Here is a 21,164-nt window from a genome sequence, read left to right on the forward strand (position 1 = left end):
AGAAGCATTTACTTCAGGCTCGCTCCGTTACTGGCGATGACATCGCGATACCAGAAGAAACTCTTCTTGCGGCTGCGCGCCAGCGTGCCGCTGCCATCATCTTCGCGGTCAACGTAGATAAAACCGTAGCGCTTGGAGATTTCCGCTTTCGAGGCGCTCACCAGATCGATAGGCCCCCAGCTGGTGTAGCCCAGCATCTCGACACCATCTTCAATCGCTTCACGCACCTGAACCAGATGATCGTTCATGTAGGCGATGCGGTAATCATCATGAATGCTGCCGTCTGCCTCGACCTTATCCTTCGCCCCTAACCCATTCTCAACAATAAAGAGCGGTTTTTGCCAGCGATCCCACATCACATTCAGCAGCGTGCGCAGGCCAAGCGGATCGATCTGCCAGCCCCACTCTGAACTGGGCAGATGCGGGTTGGGCACCATGCTGAGAATATTGCCGCGCAGCTGCTGGTTAAGCGCTTCATCTGCGGTAACGCAGCCGCTCATATAGTAACTGAAGGAGATGAAATCAACGGTGGTGCGCAGCGCCTCACGATCGGCGTCGGTGATCTCAATCTCAATACCGTTATCACGGAAGTAGCGCAGCATATAGCCCGGGTAAGCACCGCGGCACTGCACATCGCCAAAGAAGGCCCAGCTTCGGTTTTGCTGCATCGTCTCGAATACATCTTCCGGTTTACAGCTAAGTGGATACATCAGCCCGCCGAGCAGCATATTACCTATCTTGGCGTCCGGGATAATCTCATGGCACGCTTTGACCACCAGCGCACTTGCCACCAGCTGATGGTGGATCGCCTGGTAGACTTCCGCTTTGCTGCTGCTGTTTGGCAGACCGACGCCGGTCATCGGCGCATGAAGCGACATATTGATCTCATTGAAAGTGAGCCACAGCTTCACTTTTGTCTGATATCGGCTAAACACTGTGCGGGCATAGTGTTCGAAGCAGCGGATAGTATCGCGGCTTCCCCAGCCACCGTAATCTTTGACCAGCCCCCACGGCATTTCATAGTGGGATAAGGTCACCAGCGGCGTGATGCCGTGCTCTACCAGCTCATCGAATAAGTCGTCATAAAAAGCCAGCCCCGCCTCATTGGGCGTACTCTCATCCCCATTGGGGAAAATACGCGCCCAGGCGATGGAGACGCGCAGACAGTTGAAGCCCATCTCGGCAAACAGGGCGACATCTTCCGGATAGCGGTGGTAGAAGTCGATCGCCACATCTTTAAGCGCGCTGTCACCCTCTTTGCGCTCAACCTGTTCACCAAATACGCCGTTCGGCTGCATATCGGATGTCGACAGCCCCTTACCATCCTCTTGCCACGCCCCTTCAACCTGATTGGCGGCAATGGCTCCACCCCATAAAAATCCCGCTGGAAATGCTTTCATTCTCTTCTCCTTTGATTAAATGACCACCGCCAGCAGCGGTTTCCCGGCCTGAACGGAGGTGGACGCCACGTTGTTTACGCCGGCAAAATTTTCGCTGTTACTGATGATGATTGGCGTGGCGAGATCGAACCCGGCGTCGAGGATCGCGGCGCGATCGAATTCGAGTAGCAGATCGCCCGGCTGCACTCTGTCGCCGACGCTGACATGCGCCGTAAACGGTTTACCTTCCAGTTTGACGGTATCGATTCCGACGTGGATTAACATCTCTACCCCGCTATCGCTGAGCAACCCAATCGCATGTTTGGTTTCAAACAGCGAGGCGATTTCACCGGCAAAGGGAGCGACAACCCGGCAATCCACAGGAATAATCGCCACGCCGTCCCCCAGCACACCACTGGCGAAGGTGGCATCCGTCACCTGATCCAGCGCCAGCACGCTGCCACTCATCGGTGCCAGTAGCGTCATCCCATCAGTTTCCGGATTTTGCACAGTAGACGGTGCGACTGCCGGAGCTTTCGGCAGGCCGGCAATGCAAGTCAGCAGTAACGCCAGCATAAATGATGCTGCACTACCCACAATACCGCCCCACAGGGTGGCATCGATGCCTCCGGGCGGGATCATCTGTGCGAAAGAGAAGACATTCGCCATCCCAAAAGAGTAAGTATGCGTGCCGCTAAAACCGACAATCGCGCCGCCAAGCGAGCCGCCCAGGCAACCAAAAATAAAGGGACGACGCAGCGGCAGTGTTAAACCATAAACCGCCGGTTCAGTGATGCCGAAAATCCCCGCCGCCACGGCGGAACCCGCCAGCGTTTTTTGCTGTTTGTCGCGGCTACGCAGGAAAATACCCAGCGTCGCGCCCACCTGTCCAAGTACCGCGGGCAACAGGATCGGCAGCATCGAATCCTGACCGAAGACGGCCATGTTGTTGATCATCAGCGGCACTAATCCCCAGTGCAGACCAAATATCACGCACACTTGCCACATTGCGCCCATTGCGCCGCCCGCCAGCCAGGGAGAGAGGGTGTAAATGGCCTGATAACCGTTCGCCAGCCCCTGACTCAACCAGGTTGCGATCGGGCCGATGATTAAAAAGGTGAGCGGTACGGTGACGGCAATGCAGAGTACCGGCGAGAAGAAGTTTTTCACGGCAGAGTGCAGAAAGCGGTTGCCCTGTTTTTCCAGCCAGCAACTGACCCAGGAAGCGAGGATGATCGGGATCACCGAGCCGCTGTAGTTGAGAAAGGTGATCGGGATACCGAGGAAGGTTTCGCTCACTGCCTCGCTCGTCTGCCCGGCGTCGAAGGCAGCGATCATTAGCGGATGGGTCAACGCCCCACCAATCGCCATGGTGATGAAGGGATTGCCGCCAAATTTTTTCCCGGCGGTATAACCCAGCACCAGCGGGAAGAAAAAGAAGAGCGCGTCGCTGGCGGCGAACCAGATTTTATAAGTGCCGCTCTCGGGCTGCAGCCAGTTGCAGACTACCGCCAGCGCAAGAATGCCTTTCAGGATACCGGATGCGGCCAGAATACCGATAAAGGGAGTGAAGATACCCGAAATAATGTCAATCAGACGGCTAAAGAGCGAGCCTTTATCATCGCTAGCAACAATCGGCGTATCCTCTTTTATCCCGGCCGCTTCGCATACCGCCAGCCAGACGTCGTGAACGTGGTTGCCGATCACTACCTGGAACTGTCCACCACTCTCTACCACCATGATGATCCCAGGCTGTTTTTTAAGCCCGTCGGCATCGGCCTTCTCCATCTCTTTGAGTTTAAAGCGTAACCGCGTCGCGCAATGCACCACGCTGCTAATGTTCTCCTTGCCGCCAACGTGGCTGAGAATGACGTTCGCCAGCGTTTGATAATCCATGCTTGTGTCCTTACCTCTTATGTCTGAGTAAAAAAAAAACCTGAGACACGTCACCTTGCGGCGACGGACTCAGGTTTTGCCTGCACACGTTAGTGCAGTAACAACCCATAGGTGCAGTTAGCGCTGCTCTTTTCTCACGCGCTCAATATGGAGCGCGAGAAACATTGTCTCTTCGTTGGTCAGTCGCCGCTGATAGGTGCTGGCCAGGTGAAGCGCCACTTTCTCGGCACACTTCCACGCCAGCGGGTAGTTATCTTTTACCGCCTGATGGAGGCTGAGATCGTCGTCGTCAACCACCGTGCTGTTCAGCATGCGCTGGGAGAAGAACTTAAGATGGGTAACAAAACGCTGATAGCTCAGCCCCTCTTCGTCATACTCCAGCTTTAACTGATACTGCACGATATGCAGGATCTCCTGCATCGCGCGGGTGATGTGCATCACCTCCGGCATCGCGCTGTTTAGCTGTGCGGTCACCAGATGCAGCGCGATAAATCCCGCTTCATCTTCCGGCAGTACCACGCCGAGTCGCCTGTCGATGATCGCGCGCGCTTCATGCCCAAGCGCGAACTCCTTCGGGTAGAGGCGTTTGATCTCCCACAGCAACCCGTTGCGAATAAGCAGACCTTTTTTCTGCCGCTCGATGGCGAAGTAGCAGTGATCGGTGAGCGTGATGTAGAGGCTCTCCTGCAGCTTACCCAGCCGTTCGCTAGCCAGAGCGATAATGCGATCGCAGGCGGTCATCACCTCGAGTGGTATCTGATTGAGCAACTCCCCCAACCGGCGGACCAGATCGTCGCTTTGCAGCGCAAAGACCTTTTCGATAGAGGCCTCATCAAGACGATCGCCGGGACGCTTCTGAAACGCGATGCCGCGCCCCATCACCACCTGTTCACGCTGCTGCTCATCCAGCACCACTGCGACATTATTATTTAATATTTTGGCGATACGCATTCCGCCCGCCGGAACCAGACCGGAAGAGAAACCTGCCTCGCCGATGTGTGAAACCATCAGCGGAACAGGGCCTGATACTGAGCTTCATATTGCGGTGCATTCCACTGACCATCGAATACCGTCAGCGTGATATAGCCTTTGTTAAGCCAGCCGGTGTCAGTATCCGCGTCGCTCGGGGTCAGCACTTTTTCGTTCATAATTTGCTGTGCTCCACCCTCCTTGAGCAAAACGTAGCTGTGCTGCGGTTCAGGGAAGGATTCGTTGCCAATAAACTTTTCACCCTTTACCGCGCTTTTCTCCAGCGGAGGATAGTTAATACTCAGGCCCGATCCCACCGGCAGCAATGGTTCACCTGGCTGACGCTTCGCCTGCAGCTTATCGACCAGCGAGACCACGTAATCGACCGAGTCCGGCCAGTATTTGTGCGTACTGGGCCAGCCCGCCTTTTGCTCTTCTTGCGTCAGGATATAGCCGATGCTGGCGGCAATCGCGGGATAGCCGTAGCGCACGGCGCGCGCCGCTGCGCCCACGGTGCCGGAGTTAAGCTGCGCAACGCCGGTATTCGGGCCATCGTTGACGCCGGAAATGACCAGATCCGGCGGGTTATCTTTCAGAATACCGAGCAGACCGAAATCAATGGCATCGGCAGGCGTACCGGGGAAGCAGTAGCGTTTTTCCGCCACCAGCTTCACATCGAAGATTTTGTTGGGTTTAAAGGTAATCGCCGAGCCAATACCGCTTTGATTGGTAGCGGGTGCCACCATCCAGACATCAAAGCCTTTGGCGGTCAGTTTTTCCTGTAAGGAGATCGTGCCGATGGAGTCACAGCCGTCGTCGTTGACCAGTAAGATACGCGTTGCGCGTTCAGCCGCCTGTGCGCCGGTAGAGGTGAGTGCGGTGAGCAAGAGTGCCAGTAACGTTTTATTCACGGTGAAGCTCCTTATTAATTATGCAGACCAAATTTGTATTCCATGGTGATGCCGCCGCCGATGCCATGCGAACGGTGAAAATCGTGCTTATTGTCCGTCAGCCACGGTTTGCCCTTCACCAGCTTCCAGCTATAGCTCGGCCCAAATCCGGCAAAGAGCGATAAGCCAGAGACGGCTTTCGGTGTCCATGCAATAAAACCGCCATACTCCCATTGATTTAATTTGACGCCCTGATATTTCGCGCCAAAACCATAATTAGCGAAAATACCTGTAGTCAATTCCGGCGAGAGAAAATATTTACCGTACCAATAGAGCATCTGCTCATTATCATTGACGTAATCATTACCTTCGCCATCTGCCGGGCTATTAAATGCGCCGCGGGTATTTTTACCCATATGCCAATAAAATTGCCCAAGCCCATTATCTAATGGAGCTTTTGTTTTTGACCAGGCAATGCCTGATTCCACCGCAGAATATTGATAACCCACCAGCGCAAAAATATGCTGCGCGCTGTGCGTAAATCCTCTGGCACCTTCCCACTCAGCTAGCCCACGATTGTAATACCAGGCACTGCGTAATAATAGTGACTCGTTTCCATCCAGCGGAAAAGTAAATTGTGCTTCTATCCCATAGCGTAAAAGGTAATTATCGCTTTCACCTGCCAACCAGGTTATACGTCTGTTTTTATCAGGACTCCAGCTTATATCACCAGTAACAATATGATCGATGGGCTTATTACTCTTTAAGGTATAAAAGCGGCGCTTTTCCGGTTCATCACGTTCTGAAAAACGGGTTACCCAGGCGGCTCGGGCAGAAAGATCGCCCCAGCCACTTTCAAGACTAACCCCCTGCCAGGAGCTTGGCGCGGCACGGCTGCGCGTGACGCTAAGCGTACCGAACTTATAAAGCTGCCTCCAGCCCGCGTAGAGCGTGGCATAGGCATACTCATCCTCCCATTTGAGTTTTGCGTAAAGCTGGCCAACTTTGTTGAATCCTTCCGCGTGACCGTTGCTATCGCGTAGCAGATCGCGCCCGGCAAAATCCTTATTGGCGTAGAGCTTGACCACGCTATACCAGGAGGCATCAATACCGACAGCATCCCGGTACCAACCGCTCTGATAATCAAGTAATGCGCCCTGCGCCCACGCATTCTGGTCACCAATACCGGCTTCTGAGAGCTGGTTATTAGTATTAATCATCCAGACATTTTTTAACGTGACGTCGAACTTACTATTTTCAATAAAACCCTGAGTGTTGGGCAGTTCGCTTTTGGCAAAAGCGCAAGTGCCGCTAATACCTGACAGGAACGCCAAAGGTAAGACAAATTTAATATGTGCCATTTCTATTCCGTTTTTATATTGCTGGCCGCAACTGCCGCGTTAAAATTAGTGCTAACGCGTAAGGCTCAGGCAACTCCTTATAGTTATTTGCTTTACAGCTTTTATTTATGCACACCATCAAAACAAAAAAACCCAAACCTCAAATTCACAAGCGGTGAATTTTAATGGTTTAGGTTTTGCCTGTTTAACAGTAACAACCCTGTGATGGTGTAGGTAAATAAATACCATCTCACCTCGAAATAATCCACGAGCAATTTAGGTAAGAGATTAAAAGTGTGACTTAGATAACGCTACGTATTGTAGTCAATTACATCGTAGCGTTGCATGAACCTATATTTCAGTACGGGCAATTGCGGCTGCAATATCCTGAGAGGTTTTGTAAGTGCGGATTTCAGCAAAGAGTTCGCCAGCTTCGGCGTACTCTTTGCGCAGATAGCCCAGCCACTGTTTAATACGTGCGACGTGATATAGACCGGTATCGCCCTGCTTCTCAAGCCGGCTATATTTCGCCAGCAGCGCAACCACCTCGGGCCACGGCATACGAGGCTCGTTATATTTCACCACCCTACTGAGGTTTGGCACATTGAGCGCACCGCGGCCAATCATCACAGCATCGCAGCCGGTCGCTGCCATGCAGGCCTGTGCGCTCTGCCAGTCCCAGATTTCGCCGTTGGCGATAACCGGAATTGACAGGCGCTGGCGGATCTCGCCTATTGCCTGCCAGTTGATGCGCTCCGCTTTATAGCCATCCTCTTTCGTGCGGCCATGCACTGTCAATTCGCTGGCCCCCGCCTGCTGTACCGCATCGGCAATTTCAAACTGGCGGGCGGAGTTCTCCCAGCCGAGACGGATTTTTACCGTAACCGGCAGATGGGACGGCACAGCTTCACGCATCGCTTTCGCACCGCGATAGATCAGCTCCGGATCTTTGAGTAACGTTGCTCCACCGCCGCTGCCGTTGACCAGTTTCGACGGACAGCCGCAGTTGAGATCAACACCCCACGAGCCGAGTTCAACTGCGCGGGCGGCATTTTCCGCCAGCCACTCGGGATATTGACCCAGCAATTGAATGCGCACTAACGTGCCGGAGGAGGTGCGGCTCTGGCGCTGCAATTCCGGGCAGATCTTATGAAAGGATTTAACTGGTAGCAGCTGATCAACCACGCGTAGAAACTCGGTGATACAGAGATCATAATCATTGACGTCAGTCAGCAGCTCACGCACCAGAGAATCGAGCACGCCCTCCATTGGAGCCAGTAATACACGCATAAATCACCCCGAAAAAATGAGGCGACATAGTAGCCGCTCTCCGGAAGCGAGGAAAGAGCCATTATTATCGGGCTCTGAAGGCTTTGCGGCCCCTTTTTTCACCGCCTGCCCAGTTTGAACCCATAATCTAACCAAATGGAATGTCTGGTATGCTCAAAATTCATGATGTGATCGGTAGCACGTTTTTAGCTTTAATTGTATGATGAATGCGTTTCAGCAAGGATTTCCACCATGAATAAATCACTAATAATCATCTGGCAGTACCTGCGAGCCTTCGCGCTCATCTATGCCTGCTTATATGCCGGTATTTTTGTCGCCTCACTACTGCCGATCGCCATTCCCGGCAGCATTATTGGCATGCTGATTATGTTTGTCCTGCTGGCGCTGCAGATCCTGCCGGCGAAGTGGGTCAATCCCGGCTGTTTTCTGCTTATTCGCTACATGGCGCTACTGTTTGTGCCTATCGGCGTCGGTGTTATGCAGTATTACGATGTGCTGCGCGCGCAGTTCGGCCCGATTGTCGTCTCCTGCGCGGTGAGTACGCTGGTGGTCTTTTTGGTGGTCAGCTGGAGTACCCATCTGGTACACGGCGAGCGTAAAGTGGCCGGTCGTGAGGAAACAAAAGAGTGATGGCCTATATCTGGTGGTCCCTGCCCTTAACGCTGGCGGTCTTTTTCGCCGCCCGCAAACTGGCCGCGCGCTTTAAGCTGGCGCTGCTGAACCCTTTGCTGGTGGCGATGGTGGTGATTATCCCGCTGCTGCTGCTGACCGGCACGCCCTACGATCACTACTTTCAGGGCAGCAAAGTGCTCAACGATCTGCTGCAACCTGCGGTGGTGGCGCTGGCGTTTCCTCTTTATGAACAGTTGCATCAGATCCGCGCGCGCTGGAAATCGATTATTACCATCTGTTTTATCGGCAGCCTGGTGGCGATGATCAGCGGCACACTTATTGCGCTGCTGATGGGGGCAACGCCGGAGATTGCCGCCTCAATCTTACCGAAATCCGTTACCACGCCGATTGCGATGGCGGTGGGCGGCAGCATTGGCGGCATCCCGGCAATCAGCGCGGTGTGCGTAATTTTTGTCGGCGTGCTTGGCGCGGTATTCGGGCACACCTTGCTCAACCTGATGCGCATCAGAACCAAATCGGCGCGCGGGCTGGCGATGGGCACCGCGTCTCACGCGCTGGGGACGGCACGCTGCGCGGAGCTTGATTATCAGGAGGGCGCTTTTAGCTCGTTGGCGCTGGTGATCTGCGGGATTATCACCTCGCTGGTGGCACCCTTCCTCTTTCCGCTACTGATCGCCTTGTGGGGGTAAAATTTGCGATGGGTCGCGCAATTTTTTAATGCGTTTCATTCGTTGCATAAACAATGTGATTTCTGTCACAAATAAAAGCGTAGCAGGCCCGTACACTGTGTTTCCATTACACTGCTATGAGGCACTGCTATGCATTCTCGTTTTCACACTGCTTTTTCCGGCCTGCCGGGCGAACTTCAGACCGCGCTGGCGCCTCTGCTGGCGGATGAACACTTCCCCGCTATGCTGAGTGCGGAGCAGGTGGCAACGTTGCAAAGCGCAACACAGCGTGATGCCGATGCGCTGGCCTTCGCCCTGCTGCCCCTCGCAGCCGCCTGCGCCCGCACCGACCTCTCCCATTTCAATGTCGGCGCGATTGCCCGCGGTGTCAGCGGCAACTGGTATTTTGGTGCCAATATGGAGTTCATTGGTGCCACCATGCAGCAGACGGTGCACGCCGAGCAGAGCGCCATCAGCCACGCCTGGCTGCGCGGTGAAACTGCACTCGAATCGGTTACCGTTAACTACACGCCGTGCGGCCACTGCCGACAATTTATGAATGAACTCAACAGTGGGCTTTCTCTGCGCATTAACCTTCCCGGCCGCGCGCCACATACCCTCGCTGATTACCTGCCGGATGCATTTGGGCCGAAGGATCTTGAGATCAAAACCCTACTAATGGACACCCAGGATCACGGATTCGCTCCGCGCGGCGATGCGCTGACTCAGGCCGCTATTGCCGCAGCAAGCCAGAGCCACTCCCCGTATACAAACTCCCCTTCTGGCGTTGCTCTACTCTGTCGCGATGGGCAGATCTTCAGTGGCCGTTATGCGGAGAACGCGGCGTTTAACCCGACGCTGCCGCCGCTGCAAGGCGCGCTTAATCTGCTCAGCCTGAGCGGTTTCGACTACCCGGATATCACGAGAGCCGTGCTGGCGGAACGCGCTGACGCGCCGTTAACGCAGTGGGATGCCACGGTTGCAACTCTGCGCGCGTTAGGCTGCGAAGCGGTTGAGCGCGTAACGCTATGATGCGCATCACTGCGGTTAAGGCCGCAGTGATGAAAAACAGCGCGATTGAGCTGCCGTTTCTTGCGCTTGCGGTGTGGGTAAAGTAGCCTGAGTGCAATTTCAATCCCTTACGAGCCAGCTCCATGTTAAAGCGTGTTTTTTACAGCCTGATAGCCCTGATTGGTCTGCTGGTGTTAACCGCGCTGGGTCTCGATCGCTGGATGAGCTGGAAAACCGCCCCCTACATCTACGACGACCTGCAGGATCTCCCCTGGCGTCAGGTCGGCGTGGTGCTTGGCACGGCAAAATATTACCGCACCGGTGTTATCAACCAATATTACCGCTACCGCATTCAGGGCGCCCTTAACGCCTATAACAGCGGCAAGGTGAACTATCTACTACTGAGCGGCGATAACGCGCAGCAGAGCTATAACGAGCCGGTGACCATGCGTAAAGATCTTATCGCCGGTGGCGTTGACCCTGCGGATATCGTGCTCGATTATGCTGGTTTTCGCACGCTGGACTCGATTGTCCGCACTCGCAAGGTGTTCGACACCAACGACTTTATTATCATTACCCAGCGCTTCCACTGCGAGCGCGCACTCTTTATCGCCCGCCATCTGGGCATTCAGGCGCAGTGTTACGCCGTACCGTCACCAAAAGATATGTGGAGTGTGCGGGCGCGCGAGTTTGGCGCCCGGCTAGGGACGATTGCGGATCTCTATCTGTTTAAACGTGAACCCCGTTTTCTTGGGCCGCTGGTGCCAATCCCTGCGATGCATGAAGTCCCGGAAAATGCTCAGGGCTACCCGGCAGTCACGGCCGAGCAGTTAATCGATATGCAGAAAAAGAGGTAACAGAGCGGATTAATTGAAAGGTACCGTACGGCCGCTGCTTTTGACCGGGCGCAGGAGGGCAAACTGACGGGCGATAAAGCCCTGGTGGTCGATCACAGCGGAGGCGTTCTTCTCCGTCCATGTGCCGTTAAGCGCGTTAAACTGCATCACCTTCTCCCCTTCCGGCGTCTCTACCAGGTAGTCACCCGTTTTCAGATAGCCTGCACTGCAGGTTATCCGTGCCGGCGGATTGTTGGCCATTTTGTACTCGATCTTGCGAAATCCGGTTTGCACCGAACAGAAGTAGAAAAACGGCAGCGAGGTGACGGTAAGATCGCCGGGTACGGCAATCACTTCGCCATCACGAAGCAGTTCAACATCTTTTAAAACGAAATTCACCACACTGGTTTTTTCATGCGGTGCGTGGTCAACTCTAAAAAAAACAAAATTCATAAGCGCCCCTTGAGCTGCTATCACAACTCTCAAAGATTGTCCCTTAAGCGTATGTAGCCGCTGCGATGAAGGCCTTCAGAATCCCCTTAAATTTGATCGGTTCTTCAATAAGATGCGCGCAGGACGGGGGTTTAAAGGCACCAACAAGGCACACGACAACACAGCGCAAGCTGCATGACACGTGCCTTTGCGGAGGTAAAAAGGGGAAAATCTCAGGCGACTTTTTCGTGCTCGATTTCATGCTCCGTGAGGCTGCGTTGCAGATCGTAAATCAGGCTGCGCACCATATCGGGGGTTAAGCTGAAAAACTGCGAGTCAAAAGTCGATGCACCCGGGCCGTATGGCGAAGTGCTGTAACCAAATTTCACAACGATGCTCTGCTGCTTGTCTACCGCGCCCACTTGCCATCCAGTGACGGGGAATGCCGGAAAAGCGAATTCATTCTTCATTCTAATCTCCTTATAAATGTTGGGACTACATAAAGCGTAGCAGTGGCGCGGGATTTCACCATGTCAGATAGATGAAGTTTTCTAATAGCAGAGCAATAAAAAAGCCCGCACAGGGCGGGCTTGAGAGCAGCGCAGAAGGGTTACTTCTTGCGCGCGTATTTCAGGGAGTCCAGCGCCACGGCGAAGATGATGATCCCGCCCTTGATGATGTACTGCCAGTAAGGGTTGATGCCGATGTAGGTCAGACCGTAGTTGATAACGGTAAAGATAATCACACCGGTCACTACGCCCAGCACCGTACCCACACCGCCGCTGAAGGAGACGCCACCTACCACGCACGCGGCAATCGCGTCGAGCTCATACATAAAGCCGAGGTTGTTGGTCGCCGAGCCAATACGGCCCGCTTCCAGCAGCCCACCGAAGGCGTAGAAGACGCCGGAGAGGGCATAGATCATCAGCAGGTTCAGCGCGACGTTCACACCGGAAACTTTTGCCGCTTCCGGGTTACCACCGATAGCGAAAATGTTCTTACCGAAGCGGGTTTTGTTCCACAGCACCCAGACAAACGCCACGGCGATCAGCGCGTAGAAGGTGATGTAGGAGAGGCGGAAGCTGCCGAGGGCAATAAAGCCCTGCGTAAAGGTGGAGAAGCCGCTGTCGAAGCCGGAGATCGGCGACGCGCCAACAAAGTCGTAATAAAGGGAGTTGATACCGTAAACAATAATCATCGTACCCAGCGTGGTGATAAACGGCGTCACATTGAGGTAAGCGATGATAATGCCGTTGATAAGACCGATAATCGCGCCGATAGCGCAGACGATCAGCACCACCACGATAATCGGCATCGTTGCCATCTCCGGGAACACCTTGTTGGCGTTCTCCATCGATTGCAGCAGCGTTGCTGCCACCACTGCCGCCAGCCCGACCTGACGTCCGGCGGAGAGGTCGGTGCCCTGGGTCACAATCAGCCCCGCGACGCCGAGTGCGATAATAATACGCACCGACGACTGGGTTAAAATATTACTTAAGTTCAGCAGGCTTAAAAACGTAGGATCCTGGAAAATAATAATCGCCAGCAACACTAAAAGAACGACGTAAATACCGCCATCTTTCAGATAAGTGAGAAAAGTCTTTTTATTTAACGCACTCATGAGGAGCCCCTGATCTTAAAGGTGCAAAGACGCAAGACGGAGGATTTCGTTTTGCGTTGTCGTTTTAGTATCAACAATTCCGGCGACGAGGCCATTGCTCATTACCAGAATACGGTCAGTGATGCCTAACAACTCAGGCATTTCAGAGGAGATAATAATGATCCCCTTCTCTCTTTTCGCCAGCTCAGCAATCAGCTGATAAATTTCAAACTTCGCACCCACGTCAATACCGCGCGTCGGTTCATCAAGCATCAAAATTTCCGGCTGGGTTAATAACCAGCGTCCAATAATGACTTTCTGCTGATTACCACCGGAAAGTGAACCGATTTGCGTACGGTGGCCAGGGGTTTTCACCCGCATTGAGTCAATTACCCATTGGGTATCGCTCTTCATGCGGCTGTTATCCAGAAGGCCCACCTTGTTACGGTAGTTCTGAATATTGGAGATTAATGAGTTAAATCCAATATCCAGATAAGCATAAATACCGGTCGAGCGGCGCTCTTCAGTCACCAGGGCAAAGCCGTTATTAATGGCTTCATTGGCGGTATGGTTATTAATCGCCTTACCGTGCAGCTTAATGGTGCCGCCCGATTTCTCGCGGATACCAAACAGCGTTTCCACGATATCGGTACGTTTCGCACCCACAAGCCCGGCAATGCCGAGAATCTCGCCCTTGCGCAGATCAAAGCTCACATCACGAATCGACGGCTGACGCAGAGAGGTGAGATTACGCACCTCCAGAATGGTCTCGCCCGGCGTGTTGTGCTTATCCGGGAAGCGCTGGTTCAGGGAGCGGCCGACCATCATGGCGATGATCTTATCCATGTCCAGCCCTTCCAGCGGCTGGGTGGCGATCCACTGACCGTCGCGCAGCACGGTAATCTCATCGCACAGCTGGAATATCTCTTCCATTTTGTGCGAGATATAAACAATACCGCAGCCACGCTCTTTCAGCTTACGGATAATTTTAAACAGATGGTTGACCTCTTTTTCGGTCAGCGATGATGTCGGCTCATCCATAATGACGATTTTGGCGTCATAGGAGAAGGCTTTCGCAATTTCGATCATCTGCATCTGGGAAACGGATAATGTCCCGACACGTGCACGGGGATCGATATCAATATCCAGCTCATCAAAGATGGCTTTCGTGTCCTGGTACATCTTATCCTGATCGACAAACATGCCTTTGGTCGGGTAACGCCCGAGCCACATGTTATCCATCACCGAGCGCTGTAATACCAGGTTCAACTCCTGGTGTACCATCGAAATACCGTTTTCCAGCGCCTCTTTAGCGGAGTGGAAATCGATCTCTTTACCCTGAAATAGAATGCTGCCGGAATCTTTTTGGTAGATCCCAAAAAGGCATTTTAATAATGTCGATTTACCCGCACCGTTTTCACCCATCAATGCATGAATAGAGTGAGGACGGACTTTTAAATTGACATTATCGAGCGCCTTTACGCCGGGAAAGGACTTGTTGATATTGCTCATTTCCAACAAGAATTCACCTGACGACTGAGTATTATTGCTGACCATAATTCTACCTTGTTGGCCTGGCATATCATTTTTATAAAAGGGCGTATTAAATAATACGCCCAGTGAGAACGGTCGAACTAACTCTTATTTACCGGTAATTTCCGCCAGGTTGTCTTTATCAACGCCGACGTAAGGAATACGGACAATCTTGTTCTCAATTTTCCAGCTGGTGCCATCTGCCGCACCTTTGCCATCAGCAAGGTTTTTCGCCAGATCGAAGGTCGCTTTCGCCTGGTTGTTGGCATCGTTCAGCACGGTACCGGCCATCGCGCCCGATTTCACCAGCGCCAGCGCTTCTGGCAGTGCATCCACGCCAAATACCGGAATCGAGGATTTGTTGTGCGCTTTCAGCGCTTCCACCGCACCCATCGCCATCGCATCGTTGTTGGCGATCACCACTTCGATTTTATTGGCATTCGGGCCAGAGAGCCACGCATCCATTTTGTCTTTCGCCTGAGCGGTGTCCCACATGGCAGTATCTAATGCCAGCTGCTGGGTTTTGATGCCCTTGTCGTTCAGCTCTTTGACAACGTAGGTGGTACGCGCTTCAGCATCCGGGTGGCCCGGCTCGCCTTTCAGCAGCACAAACTGAATCTGACCATCTTTGTTCAGATCCCAGCCCGGGTTGGCCGCCCAGTGTTTGGCAATCAGGTCGCCCTGAATCACGCCGGACTCTTTGGAGTCGGTGCCGACATAATAAGCTTTGTCATAGCTGTCCAGCGCTTTGCGGGAAGGCTCTTTGTTGAAGAAAACGATAGGCACGTTCTGACCGCGCGCTTTTTCAATTACCGTGCCCGCTGCAGCCGGGTCAACCAGGTTGATGGCAAGGGCTTTAACCCCTTTTGCCAGCAGGACATCGATCTGATCGTTCTGTTTGGATTGGTCGTTCTGGGAGTCGTTCATCAGCAGCTGAACATCCGGCGCCGCTTTACCATCTTTCTCAATCGCCTTACGCACAACGGACATAAAGTTGTCGTCATATTTATAGATGGTCACACCAATACGGGTATCCGCTGCGTGTGCGGCTGCGCCAAACAGCATGCTTGCCATGACAGCAGACAGAGTCAACACCTTCTTATTCATGGTATCTCCGGTTTTATTATATGCAGGGTAGTGCTTGTGAATAATGCTCGGCGGGTCAGTATGTTAAGAAGAGGTTACTGACACCCGACGTCCACGCTAAAAAAATCAATCGTCCGTGTTCGGTAACGCTCCAGAAGATCGCTTTATCCGATGCTTTTACGTGAACGTTTCATTAAAAATGAATACTCACCGTTACATCGTGTTTCAGCTTCCAAAACGCTGACATCATAGTCAGCGCCTTGTTAAGATACTGTGAATTTACTCACAGATTGAAAACGGTTACATCGCGACGCATTACGAGTTAGTGATCGGCACCACACTTTGTCGCAACGCCACGGAATGACGGCGCACAATCGTCGGCATAAAGCAGTGTGCCGCCTGCGGATCGAGCTTGCCCGCAGCCCCCTGCAGTGCCAGCTCCGTCGCCAGCCGTGCCATTGACGCTACCGGGTAGCGCACGGTGGTTAATTGCGGGTCGGTGTAACGGGCAATCGGGATATCATCGAAACCAATCAGTGAGAGATGCTGTGGCACCGCAATGCCATTATCTTTCAGCGCCGTCAGCGCGCCCGCCGCCATGCTGTCGTTGTAGGCGAAAACGGCGGTGAGTTGCAGGTTGCGCCCCAGCAGTTCCACCATCGCCGCCTCCCCGCCCTGCATATCCGGCGAACCGGTGCCAACCCAGCTGTCCGGCGCGGCAATGCCCTGCTCTTCCAGCGCGCGGAACCACCCTTCGCGGCGTAAATCGTTATCTTCAATCTGGTGGCTGGAGGCCAAATAACCGATGCGTTGATGGCCGTTATTAAGCAGCATGCGCGTCGCCATCACCGCCCCGCTGACGTTATCAAGGCAGACGCAGCGATGGGCATAACCGGGCACCACGCGATTGATCAGCACCATGCCGGGGATCTGCTCCATAAAGCCCGTCAGCTCTTCGTCGCTGAGCGCTTTTGAATGCACAATCAGGGCGTTACAGCGCTGACGTATCAGCACCTCAATGGCGTGGCGCTCTTTTTCCGCCTCGTGGTAGCTGTTGCCAATCAGCACATATTTTTGATGCTCCTGCGCGACGGTATCGACCGCTTTGACCAGTGCGCCGAAGAAGGCATCGGAGACATCCATCACGATCACGCCAATGGTGTCGCTCACCTGCGTTGCCAGCGCCTGGGCGTTAGCGTTCGGGCGATAACCGAGCTGGGCGACCGCCTGCATCACGGTTTCACGCGTCTCCTGGCTCACCAGGGCGCTGTTGTTGAGTACGCGGGAAACCGTTGCGACGGAGACGTTCGCATGACGGGCAACGTCACGAATGGTGATCATTTTTTCCCACCTTGTCTGAATGGCGGCACGTCACAGGCACCCCCTGGGTAAAGTAAGGAGGCTATTCTGGCAGTCGCGGTGGCTTTGCTACGTGAGAGGCATCACATCAATGGAAACGGTTACATCGCATTTGTTAACGATTGTGATCCAGATCGTTATCTGCTTGTAGGCGGTAATGCGCTGCCCGCCGCACGAGCGGTGAGTTGCCGCCATAGCCACTCAACCGGCCCCTGGCGAAAACGCCTGAGCCACAGCACGGAGAAGAGGATATTAACCGCCCAGACGGCGGGGACGATTGCCAGCAACTGCAGGCGGTCAAAGCGCATAAACAGACCGAAGTGGTTAAACAACGTGGTACAGATCAGCGTCTGCAACAGGTAGTTAGTGAGCGCCATGCGCCCGACGCAGGCAATGGCGCTCGCCAGTTTGCTGGCGCAGATCTGCGGCCAGAAACCCCACGCCAGCGCCGCATAGCCGATGGCCTGCACCGGCGCGCTCAGCTCCCGCGGTGCCTGTAAAAAGAAGGCGCACCAGCGGTAAGACCAGCCCAGCTGCCACTGAGCGATGATGGCCGGAATATTGATAACCATTCCTGTGACCACCAGCAGCGCGCCAACGCGCCGGTAGTGGCGCAGCGGGAACTGCCCTCTCATCCAGCCGCTGCGCATCAGCGCGGCACCGATTAACATCAGCCCGGCCAGCTGCCAGCCATACTGCACGCCGAGCGCCAGCAGGGCGTTTGAGAAAAGATCGCTGCGGTTGCTCAACGCTTCCCGCAGCGTGCCGCTGGTGCGCCACCAGGCTTCATACTGCACGTTTGCGGCATCAGGTAGCCAGGCGTTGTTCGGCGTGGTACCGGAGATTGCCCCCAGCAGCAGCAACACAACAATCCCGATGAGATAGAGCACCACACCGGTATGTAACATTGCTTTCACGCTCTGCGCATCGCGAATCATTCGCCAGCCGATAAGCCCCACCAGGCCATAAGCCAGCAGAATATCGCCTTCCCAGAAGAAGAGTGCGTGAATGAAACCGAGCAGCACCAGCAGCGTCAGGCGCGACTGGATCCAGCGCTTGCCGCGCGGCAGCAACATCTGCAACCCGGCACCAAAGAGAATAGCGAACAGCGAGAGAAATTTAACCTGCGCGAAAAGGTCGAGCAGCGCCCAGGTCCAGGCATCATGCAGGGTGATGTCGCCATACCAGGCGGGATTGAGATAGGCCGCCTTCGGCAGACCAAAGGCGGTGATATTGAGCAGCAGGATGCCGAGAATGGCGAGGCCACGGATAAAATCGAGCGTGACGCTCCTTCCCATATCGGCGGCTCCTGCAATCAGTTAGTGTGGCGAACGGCGCGCAGGAACTCCTGGCGGGTGTTCTGGCTCGACTTAAACAGGCCACCGAGCGAGGTGGTAGTCGTGGCGCTGGTGGCATCGCGAATGCCGCGCGCTTTCACACAATAATGGACCGCATCAATCGATACCGCGACATTGTTGGTGCCAAGCAGAGTTTGCAGCGCGGTGAGGATCTGCTGGGTCAGGCGCTCCTGAACCTGCGGGCGCTGGGCGAAGAACTGCACAATGCGGTTAATTTTCGACAGCCCAATTACCGACTCTTTCGGGATGTAAGCGACCGTCGCTTTACCGTCGATGGTGACAAAGTGGTGTTCGCAGGTGCTGGTGAGCGTAATGTCGCGCACGGTCACCATCTCATCGACCTTCATCTTATTTTCAATGACGGTGATTTTTGGGAAATTGGCGTAATCGAGGCCGGAGAAGATCTCATCGACATACATTTTGGCGATGCGATGCGGCGTTTCCATCAGGCTGTCATCATTCAGATCGAGATTGAGCAGCTGCATAATCTCGGTCATATGGCCGGCGATAAGGCGTTTACGGGTTTCATTATCCATTTGCACCGGGGGGCGCAGCGGGGTTTCCAGACCACGGGCAACCAGCGCCTCGTGCACCAGCGCCGCTTCTTTACTGAGTGATGACATATTTTCTTCTTCTCCTGCAGGTATGGCGTGCTTCGCGTGTTGCGGCGAAGTGAGGCAACATTGTGCGTGAGGTCGCGCACATAATCCAGCCCCGCCGGGGATAATTATTGAAATCGCCGCTGCCTTTCAGGCGCGCCGTTTCCACACCAGAACACCGCCAATCACCAGCGCAACTGCCGCGATACCGAGCGCCGGTTCAAGGCGTCCGGTAAGCCAGGTCGAGAGCGCAGAGGTCATCGGACCGACCAGCTGCCCGACGGCATAGCCGGTGGTGAGCAGGCCCGCCATATAGCGCGCGTGGTAGGGTGCCAGCTCGCGGCCATAGAGCAATGAAAGCTGCACCGCGCAGAGAAAACCGCCGCCGACCAGCACCGCGCCGCACACCAGACCGCTCATCCCTGGCAGAAGCCAGGCCGCCAGCACGCCAGCGCCCTGCAACCAGAGCACGAACGCCAGCCGCTGATGGCTCTGCCCGCAGTGGCGCAGCAGAATACTCAGGCCGATACCGATGACTGCAGCGAGGCCAAAGACCGGCCAGACAAACTGGGCAAACAGGCTGCCGGGAAAGCGCAGCGCTGCCATCTGTGACAAAAAGGTGGCGGGCAGAATATAACCAAAGCCGGCCAGGGTGTAGCTCCAGACCAACCGTTTTAGATCCGTCGTCAGGTGCAGAGGCTGCGTCTTAATCTCCGGGCGGTGCCACTCGCCGGGCTTGGGTAAGTAACGGGCAATCAGCGCCACCAGCAGCAGCGCCAGCACGCCATACACTTGCCAGGCGCCAGCAGCGCTTAACCCTTTGGCCTGAATCGCCACCGCCAGCAAACCGCTTAACGCGATGCCCGCACCCGGCCCGGCAAACACCGCCGCGCTGAGGCCCGGCTTTCCGGCATGGGCCAGACGCTCATTGGTCCAGGCGGCAATCAGCACCATTCCCCAGCCGCTCATCGCGCCGATAATGAGCCGGATCGCGCCATGCAGCAGCGCGTTGTCCGCCAGCGCAGAAAGGAAAGTGAGCAGCACCGCGCCGCTAATGCCGAGCCACAAGCGCACTTCGATATGCTGCTTCGCGCGCATCGCATCCCAGGCACCGAGCAGATAGCCAAGGTAGTTAATGGCTGCCACCAGGGCGGCGCTGGTGAGGGTAAGCTGGCCGTCGCGGATCATCAGCGGCACCTGGGGCGTAAAGGCAAAGCGGCCAATCCCCATTACCACCACCAGCACAATAAAACCGCACAGCGCGATGCGTAGCGCCATCTCCGCCCCCGAATGTTAATGTAAAGTTATGTTTATGATGCAGTATGTTGCGCAGGGGCGGAAGTGAAAGTTACTCACAGCAGTGTGAATTATCTGTATTATGCAGGGTTATCACTCTGTTTATCTCTGTGAAACCTGAGGAGCCCCGCATGGAATTGCTCGAAGAGCACCGCTGTTTTGAAGGCTGGCAGCAGCGCTGGCGTCACGACTCCAGCGTCCTGAACTGCGCCATGACGTTCAGCATCTTTTTACCGCCGCAGCGTAGCGATGCGCGCCCGCCGGTGCTTTACTGGCTCTCCGGCCTGACCTGCAACGATGAGAACTTCACCACCAAAGCGGGTGCGCAGCGCGTCGCCTCTGAATTAGGCATTGTGCTGGTGATGCCAGATACCAGCCCGCGCGGCGATGAAGTGGCCGACGTCGACAGTTACGATCTGGGTAAAGGGGCCGGCTTCTATCTCAACGCCACGCAGCAACCGTGGGCCAGCCACTACCGAATGTTTGATTATCTGCGCGATGAACTCCCGGCGCTTATCCAGAGCGAGTTTAACGTCAGCACCCAAGCGGCAATTAGCGGCCACTCAATGGGTGGACACGGCGCGCTGATTATGGCGCTGAAAAACCCTGGCCGTTACACCAGCGTCTCCGCCTTCGCGCCAATTGTGAACCCGCTGCAGGTGCCGTGGGGGCAGAAAGCCTTTAACGCCTATTTAGGTGAGGATGCCAGCCAGTGGCGCGAGTGGGACAGCTGTGCGCTGATGCTGGAAAGCCGCGAAGGTGACGCCATTCCGACCCTTATCGATCAGGGGGACAGCGATCAGTTCCTCGCCGATCAACTACAACCGGCGCGGTTGGCAGAAGTGGCGCGGCAGAAAAGCTGGCCACTGACCCTGCGTATTCAGCCGGGGTACGATCACAGCTACTTCTTTATCGCCTCGTTTATTGAAGATCATCTGCGCTTCCATGCGCAGCACCTCTTCCGCTAAGCGACACCCCGGCGTTTTCCC

General features: G+C 54.8%; 20 protein-coding genes. 5 read left to right on the forward strand and 15 right to left on the reverse strand.

The genetic code is table 11. The annotated features are described in order from the left end of the window. Positions 1 to 8: 8 nt before the first annotated feature. The 6 genes from ascB to dusC all read right to left on the reverse strand — a co-directional run bounded on the left by ascB (position 9) and on the right by dusC (position 7,764). The gene (gene ascB / locus HF650_RS15660; protein ID WP_187799420.1) at positions 9 to 1,400 is read right to left on the reverse strand and encodes a 6-phospho-beta-glucosidase; all 1,392 of its coding nucleotides are present in this window, start codon (positions 1,398 to 1,400) and stop codon (positions 9 to 11) included. A gap of 15 nt (positions 1,401 to 1,415) precedes the next feature. Further along, the gene (bglF, locus tag HF650_RS15665) at positions 1,416 to 3,275 is read right to left on the reverse strand and encodes a PTS beta-glucoside transporter subunit IIABC (protein WP_187799421.1); all 1,860 of its coding nucleotides are present in this window, start codon (positions 3,273 to 3,275) and stop codon (positions 1,416 to 1,418) included. A 117-nt stretch (positions 3,276 to 3,392) separates the two neighbouring features. Next, the gene (gene bglG / locus HF650_RS15670; RefSeq protein ID WP_187802712.1) at positions 3,393 to 4,226 is read right to left on the reverse strand and encodes a transcriptional antiterminator BglG; all 834 of its coding nucleotides are present in this window, start codon (positions 4,224 to 4,226) and stop codon (positions 3,393 to 3,395) included. A 56-nt stretch (positions 4,227 to 4,282) separates the two neighbouring features. Continuing rightward, positions 4,283 to 5,155, reverse strand: coding sequence for a 5'/3'-nucleotidase SurE (locus tag HF650_RS15675; protein WP_187799422.1), 873 nt, complete (start codon positions 5,153 to 5,155; stop codon positions 4,283 to 4,285). A 14-nt stretch (positions 5,156 to 5,169) separates the two neighbouring features. Beyond that, a complete protein-coding gene (locus HF650_RS15680; RefSeq protein ID WP_187799423.1) occupies positions 5,170 to 6,495 on the reverse strand; it encodes an OprD family outer membrane porin in 1,326 nt (441 codons plus the stop codon). A 330-nt stretch (positions 6,496 to 6,825) separates the two neighbouring features. Next, positions 6,826 to 7,764 carry a tRNA dihydrouridine(16) synthase DusC gene (dusC, locus tag HF650_RS15685; RefSeq protein WP_187799424.1) on the reverse strand — a complete coding sequence of 313 codons (939 nt, stop codon included), beginning with the start codon at positions 7,762 to 7,764 and terminating at the stop codon, positions 6,826 to 6,828. Between the two features lie 231 nt (positions 7,765 to 7,995). Between dusC and HF650_RS15690 the strand changes: the two genes are divergently transcribed. The 4 genes from HF650_RS15690 (at position 7,996) to sanA (ending at position 10,933) form a co-directional block, all read left to right on the forward strand. After that, a complete protein-coding gene (locus tag HF650_RS15690; RefSeq protein ID WP_054804179.1) occupies positions 7,996 to 8,394 on the forward strand; it encodes a CidA/LrgA family protein in 399 nt (132 codons plus the stop codon). Beyond that, on the forward strand, positions 8,391 to 9,086 hold the full coding sequence (locus HF650_RS15695; RefSeq protein WP_187799425.1) for a CidB/LrgB family autolysis modulator: 696 nt from the start codon (positions 8,391 to 8,393) through the stop codon (positions 9,084 to 9,086). The genes HF650_RS15690 and HF650_RS15695 overlap by 4 nt, the downstream gene beginning before the upstream one ends. Positions 9,087 to 9,215: 129 nt before the next feature. Further along, positions 9,216 to 10,097, forward strand: a complete 882-nt coding sequence (cdd, locus tag HF650_RS15700; protein WP_187799426.1) for a cytidine deaminase — start codon at positions 9,216 to 9,218, stop codon at positions 10,095 to 10,097. Positions 10,098 to 10,219: 122 nt separating this feature from the next. Continuing rightward, positions 10,220 to 10,933: an outer membrane permeability protein SanA gene (sanA, locus tag HF650_RS15705; protein WP_187799427.1), complete on the forward strand. Its 714-nt coding sequence runs from the start codon at positions 10,220 to 10,222 to the stop codon at positions 10,931 to 10,933. 9 nt (positions 10,934 to 10,942) lie between these two features. Here the strand turns inward: sanA and HF650_RS15710 are convergent, their stop codons facing one another. From HF650_RS15710 to HF650_RS15750, 9 genes are all read right to left on the reverse strand, one after another. Then, positions 10,943 to 11,314 carry a hypothetical protein gene (locus HF650_RS15710; protein ID WP_223284181.1) on the reverse strand — a complete coding sequence of 124 codons (372 nt, stop codon included), beginning with the start codon at positions 11,312 to 11,314 and terminating at the stop codon, positions 10,943 to 10,945. A 263-nt stretch (positions 11,315 to 11,577) separates the two neighbouring features. Then, on the reverse strand, positions 11,578 to 11,814 hold the full coding sequence (locus HF650_RS15715; RefSeq protein WP_023479777.1) for a bssS family protein: 237 nt from the start codon (positions 11,812 to 11,814) through the stop codon (positions 11,578 to 11,580). A gap of 140 nt (positions 11,815 to 11,954) precedes the next feature. After that, on the reverse strand, positions 11,955 to 12,965 hold the full coding sequence (mglC, locus tag HF650_RS15720) for a galactose/methyl galactoside ABC transporter permease MglC (RefSeq protein WP_187799429.1): 1,011 nt from the start codon (positions 12,963 to 12,965) through the stop codon (positions 11,955 to 11,957). A gap of 15 nt (positions 12,966 to 12,980) precedes the next feature. After that, positions 12,981 to 14,501, reverse strand: a complete 1,521-nt coding sequence (mglA, locus tag HF650_RS15725; protein ID WP_187799430.1) for a galactose/methyl galactoside ABC transporter ATP-binding protein MglA — start codon at positions 14,499 to 14,501, stop codon at positions 12,981 to 12,983. Between the two features lie 84 nt (positions 14,502 to 14,585). Continuing rightward, positions 14,586 to 15,584 carry a galactose/glucose ABC transporter substrate-binding protein MglB gene (gene mglB, locus HF650_RS15730; protein WP_187799431.1) on the reverse strand — a complete coding sequence of 333 codons (999 nt, stop codon included), beginning with the start codon at positions 15,582 to 15,584 and terminating at the stop codon, positions 14,586 to 14,588. A 294-nt stretch (positions 15,585 to 15,878) separates the two neighbouring features. Continuing rightward, a complete protein-coding gene (gene galS / locus HF650_RS15735; RefSeq protein ID WP_187799432.1) occupies positions 15,879 to 16,904 on the reverse strand; it encodes an HTH-type transcriptional regulator GalS in 1,026 nt (341 codons plus the stop codon). Between the two features lie 155 nt (positions 16,905 to 17,059). Next, the gene (yeiB, locus tag HF650_RS15740; RefSeq protein WP_187799433.1) at positions 17,060 to 18,220 is read right to left on the reverse strand and encodes a DUF418 domain-containing protein YeiB; all 1,161 of its coding nucleotides are present in this window, start codon (positions 18,218 to 18,220) and stop codon (positions 17,060 to 17,062) included. 17 nt (positions 18,221 to 18,237) lie between these two features. Continuing rightward, positions 18,238 to 18,903, reverse strand: a complete 666-nt coding sequence (folE, locus tag HF650_RS15745) for a GTP cyclohydrolase I FolE (RefSeq protein ID WP_023479844.1) — start codon at positions 18,901 to 18,903, stop codon at positions 18,238 to 18,240. A gap of 126 nt (positions 18,904 to 19,029) precedes the next feature. Further along, a complete protein-coding gene (locus HF650_RS15750) occupies positions 19,030 to 20,157 on the reverse strand; it encodes a YbfB/YjiJ family MFS transporter (protein WP_187799434.1) in 1,128 nt (375 codons plus the stop codon). 149 nt (positions 20,158 to 20,306) lie between these two features. On the opposite strand from HF650_RS15750, the gene fghA reads away from it, so the two are divergent. Then, entirely contained in the window at positions 20,307 to 21,143 is an 837-nt protein-coding gene (fghA, locus tag HF650_RS15755; RefSeq protein ID WP_187799435.1) for an S-formylglutathione hydrolase, read from the forward strand. The last annotated feature ends 21 nt before the right edge of the window (positions 21,144 to 21,164 follow it).

Source organism: Kosakonia sp. SMBL-WEM22 (genome assembly GCF_014490785.1).
GTDB lineage: Bacteria > Pseudomonadota > Gammaproteobacteria > Enterobacterales > Enterobacteriaceae > Kosakonia.

What these genes read in the sequence shown, in the direction of transcription:
- ascB (WP_187799420.1), bottom strand. Translation starts at nt 1,400, where the DNA reads ATGAAAGCATTTCCAGCGGGATTTTTATGGGGTGGAGCCATTGCCGCC.
- bglF (WP_187799421.1), bottom strand. Translation starts at nt 3,275, where the DNA reads ATGGATTATCAAACGCTGGCGAACGTCATTCTCAGCCACGTTGGCGGC.
- bglG (WP_187802712.1), bottom strand. Translation starts at nt 4,226, where the DNA reads ATGCGTATCGCCAAAATATTAAATAATAATGTCGCAGTGGTGCTGGAT.
- HF650_RS15680 (WP_187799423.1), bottom strand. Translation starts at nt 6,495, where the DNA reads ATGGCACATATTAAATTTGTCTTACCTTTGGCGTTCCTGTCAGGTATT.
- dusC (WP_187799424.1), bottom strand. Translation starts at nt 7,764, where the DNA reads ATGCGTGTATTACTGGCTCCAATGGAGGGCGTGCTCGATTCTCTGGTG.
- HF650_RS15690 (WP_054804179.1), top strand. Translation starts at nt 7,996, where the DNA reads ATGAATAAATCACTAATAATCATCTGGCAGTACCTGCGAGCCTTCGCG.
- cdd (WP_187799426.1), top strand. Translation starts at nt 9,216, where the DNA reads ATGCATTCTCGTTTTCACACTGCTTTTTCCGGCCTGCCGGGCGAACTT.
- sanA (WP_187799427.1), top strand. Translation starts at nt 10,220, where the DNA reads ATGTTAAAGCGTGTTTTTTACAGCCTGATAGCCCTGATTGGTCTGCTG.
- HF650_RS15715 (WP_023479777.1), bottom strand. Translation starts at nt 11,814, where the DNA reads ATGAAGAATGAATTCGCTTTTCCGGCATTCCCCGTCACTGGATGGCAA.
- mglC (WP_187799429.1), bottom strand. Translation starts at nt 12,965, where the DNA reads ATGAGTGCGTTAAATAAAAAGACTTTTCTCACTTATCTGAAAGATGGC.
- mglA (WP_187799430.1), bottom strand. Translation starts at nt 14,501, where the DNA reads ATGGTCAGCAATAATACTCAGTCGTCAGGTGAATTCTTGTTGGAAATG.
- mglB (WP_187799431.1), bottom strand. Translation starts at nt 15,584, where the DNA reads ATGAATAAGAAGGTGTTGACTCTGTCTGCTGTCATGGCAAGCATGCTG.
- galS (WP_187799432.1), bottom strand. Translation starts at nt 16,904, where the DNA reads ATGATCACCATTCGTGACGTTGCCCGTCATGCGAACGTCTCCGTCGCA.
- yeiB (WP_187799433.1), bottom strand. Translation starts at nt 18,220, where the DNA reads ATGGGAAGGAGCGTCACGCTCGATTTTATCCGTGGCCTCGCCATTCTC.
- folE (WP_023479844.1), bottom strand. Translation starts at nt 18,903, where the DNA reads ATGTCATCACTCAGTAAAGAAGCGGCGCTGGTGCACGAGGCGCTGGTT.
- HF650_RS15750 (WP_187799434.1), bottom strand. Translation starts at nt 20,157, where the DNA reads ATGGCGCTACGCATCGCGCTGTGCGGTTTTATTGTGCTGGTGGTGGTA.
- fghA (WP_187799435.1), top strand. Translation starts at nt 20,307, where the DNA reads ATGGAATTGCTCGAAGAGCACCGCTGTTTTGAAGGCTGGCAGCAGCGC.